Here is a 3,046-nt window from a genome sequence, read left to right as displayed (position 1 = left end):
GGCCATGTTCCTCATGAACGACAACGCGATGAAATATCTGAACAGCAGCAGCGGCTGGTCCGTCGGCATGGGTCCGAGCGTGGTGGTGGTGGATCAGGGAATCGGCAAATCGATGACGACGGACAATCTGAGTTCGGATGTCTATGCGTTCATTTACGGGCAGCAGGGACTAATGGCAGGTCTCGGCGTGCAGGGTCAGAAGATTACCAAGCTCGCTCGATGAAAAGGCAGAGATACCGGCGGACGTGCGTCTCGCTTACAGGCCGCGACACACGCTTGGATCTCGTGATCGATAAGTAGCGCCGGCGAGGCCATTGTGCAGTACAGCGGGTCGTTGCGACTCACGCATCTATCGAATCGTTGAATTCTTCGGCCGCCGGTCGATGCTCGATCTACGTCGTCACTTTACTGGTCGCGCTCGTCCAGTTCAATGCACTCGCAACGATCAAGGCCGGACCGGCCGCGATCGCGTTCGGTGCGGCGGCGGTGTTGACGATGTTCGCCGCGATGTCGTTCGACCCGCTGCTGATTTGGGACACCGACGAGGCCGATCATGGCAATGCCCCCTGACGAACCCGAGTTTCCGGAAGCAGCCGCCAAGCAACGCTCGCGCTTTCGGGTGCAACTGGTGTGGCTGGTGCCGCTCGTCGCGGTGCTGATCGGCGGGTGGCTCGCAGTGCAAGCGATCCTCGAGAAAGGGCCGACAGTCACCATCAGTTTCGTCACCGGCGAGGGGCTGGAGGCGGGCAAGACTAAAATCAAGTTCAAGAATGTCGACGTCGGCGTGGTGAAGAGCGTCGTGCTTACACCGGATCACAAGCGCGTCATTGCTACGGCGGAACTTGCCAAGGATGCGTCGACCATGCTGGTCGAGGATACCCGCTTCTGGGTAGTGCGCCCGCGCATATCCGGCGGCACGGTGTCGGGCATCGGCACGCTGCTGAGCGGCTCGTTCATCGGCATGGACATCGGCACGAAGACCAAGGAGCGACGCGACTTCGTCGGTCTCGAAATGCCGCCGGTGTTCGAGAGTGGCGTGCCTGGGCGCGAGTTCGTGCTCAAGGCGGAGAACATGGGCTCCGTCGACGTCGGCTCGCCGATTTTCTTCCGCCGTCTACAGGTCGGACAGGTGACCCGCTACGACCTCGACGCGGACGGCTCGGGCGTTACCTTGCGCGTGTTTATCAACGCACCTTACGACAAGTACGTCAAACATGACACGCGTTTCTGGCAGGCCAGCGGCGTCGACGTGTCTCTCGATACCAGTGGCGTAAAGGTCAACACCGAGTCGCTCGTGGCCATCCTGGTCGGAGGCCTCGCGTTTGAGAGTCCGCCCGATGCGTTTGATACCACCGAAGCCGCCACGAACACCGAATTCCGGCTTTTCAACGAGCGCGCCGAGGCGATGAAGCGGCAAGATCGCATTGTCGACAAGTATGTCTTCAACTTCAAGGAGTCGGTCCGTGGACTGGCCGTCGGTGCACCCGTCGAATTCCGCGGCATCGTGGTGGGCGAAGTGTCGGCGATCTACACGCGCTATGACCCCGTAAAAAAGGAATTTAGCATTCCGGTCGAGATACGCTATTTCCCGGAGCGGTTCACCTCACACCTTGAGGGGGGCAAAAAAGAGGGAAGAGTGACGGAGGAACGTCGCAAGTTTTCGGAGTGGCTGGTCGAACGCGGTCTGCGCGGCCAGTTGAGAACTGGCAACCTGCTCACGGGTCAGCTATACATCGCGCTGGAGTTCTTCCCTAACGCGCCGAAGTCGACGATGAACTGGGAAGCGAGTCCCCCCGAAATTCCAACGATCCCCGGTGGCTTGCAGTCGCTTCAGGATTCTGTGACGGAGTTGGTCGCAAAGCTCAACAAAATACCGTTCGAAGGAATCGGCAAGGACTTGCGCCAGACTCTGCAATCCGCGGATACCTTATTGAAAACGCTTGACAACAGCGTGGCGCCCGAGGCGCGCAAGACGTTGCAGGCGGCCCGTGCTGCACTGGACGCCGCCGACCAGACTTTCCGGCCGAACTCCACGATGGCGCAGAGCACCATAGAAACCATGCGCGAGCTGTCTCGCACGGCGGCCGCGTTCCGCACGCTCGCGGAATATCTCGAACGCCACCTCGAGGCGCTTATTTATGGCAAGCCGGAGGACAAAAAGTGATGCGCTCCCTCTTATTACCCGCACTGCTGATCGTGCTGTCTTTCGTCGAAGGTTGTTCGACCTCGCCTCGCGCGGCGTTCTACACGCTGAGCGCGGCTCCGCCGCTCGAAAGCGTTCGGACGCCAACACCGCCGATCAGCATCGCGATCGATGCGGTGACGATTCCCGAACCGGTCGACAGGCCACAGTTCGTGCTCAGAACGGGTGCGACGCAAGTCACAATCGACGAGTACGCGCGTTGGGCCGATCCCCTGCGGAGTCAGATTTCGCGTGTGCTTGCGGCGGACCTCGCGCGGGCCGTGCCGGGCGCGCTAGTGTCGGGATTTGCGCAGCATTCGGACAGTACTGAGGCGTACCGCGTGAGGGTCGACGTGCAGAGCTTCGAATCCGCGCCGGGCGAGGCAGCGGCTATGGTGGTGCTATGGTCGGTACGGCCGCCTAAGCAGTCAACGGCGATCGCGGGCCAAACGATCGCGCGTGAACTCGCGAGCGCGCCGGGCTACGACGCGCTTGTCGATGCGCACAGCCGGATACTTGCGACCGTGAGCAACGACATCGCCAGCGCCATCCGGTTATCAGCGCCGCATTGACGCGGCCCAGTGCCGACGCAGAGACACGGAACTGGATATTGCTGTGCGAAGTCAATTGTTGAATTCGGGTTTGAGGGGTCTTAATAGGGTTATTGTTGGATCGACGAGAGGTCGATGCCCATGAACCGCGCGGAAGGGCCAAGGTCGACACGGCGGTGACGTTCGAAAATGGCCAGTCGGTTTCGGCGATCTCCATTTGGAGTTACATACTCGCTGTTGACCCTGCGCGTGTCTGCCGACTGGCGCATCGGTGACCTCGACGGCAGATAAGGTTGGCATCGCAGGCGCTCCC

Annotated in this window: 4 protein-coding genes and 1 pseudogene; 4 read left to right on the top strand and 1 reads right to left on the bottom strand. The window is 60.8% G+C overall.

Annotated elements, in window-relative coordinates; translation table 11 throughout:
* The 4 genes and pseudogenes from AWB67_RS35820 to AWB67_RS35805 form a co-directional block, all read left to right on the top strand.
* Nucleotides 1-223, top strand: a 223-nt coding sequence (locus AWB67_RS35820; protein ID WP_510183516.1) for a lipid-binding SYLF domain-containing protein, incomplete at its 5' end; no start/stop codon positions are given.
* Between the two features lie 118 nt (nucleotides 224-341).
* A pseudogene (locus AWB67_RS35815) lies at nucleotides 342-570 on the top strand (paraquat-inducible protein A); the annotation flags it as partial.
* Complete coding sequence (locus AWB67_RS35810) at nucleotides 554-2,164, top strand: PqiB family protein (protein ID WP_087660613.1); 1,611 nt, start codon at nucleotides 554-556, stop codon at nucleotides 2,162-2,164. The pseudogene AWB67_RS35815 and the gene AWB67_RS35810, both read left to right, overlap by 17 nt.
* Nucleotides 2,164-2,754, top strand: a complete 591-nt coding sequence (locus AWB67_RS35805; RefSeq protein WP_235025558.1) for a PqiC family protein — start codon at nucleotides 2,164-2,166, stop codon at nucleotides 2,752-2,754. The genes AWB67_RS35810 and AWB67_RS35805 overlap by 1 nt, the downstream gene beginning before the upstream one ends.
* Nucleotides 2,755-2,843: 89 nt before the next feature.
* Here AWB67_RS35805 and AWB67_RS42615 read toward each other — a convergent pair.
* Nucleotides 2,844-3,046: hypothetical protein (locus tag AWB67_RS42615; RefSeq protein ID WP_235025557.1), on the bottom strand; the 203-nt coding region annotated here is incomplete at its 5' end.

The organism is Caballeronia terrestris (assembly GCF_001544515.1).
GTDB classification, from domain to species: domain Bacteria; phylum Pseudomonadota; class Gammaproteobacteria; order Burkholderiales; family Burkholderiaceae; genus Caballeronia; species Caballeronia terrestris.
This window is presented reverse-complemented; position numbering and strand designations above follow the sequence as displayed.

Coding starts and splice junctions, on each gene's coding strand:
- AWB67_RS35810 (WP_087660613.1), top strand. CDS start 554: ATGGCAATGCCCCCTGACGAACCCGAGTTTCCGGAAGCAGCCGCCAAG.
- AWB67_RS35805 (WP_235025558.1), top strand. CDS start 2,164: ATGCGCTCCCTCTTATTACCCGCACTGCTGATCGTGCTGTCTTTCGTC.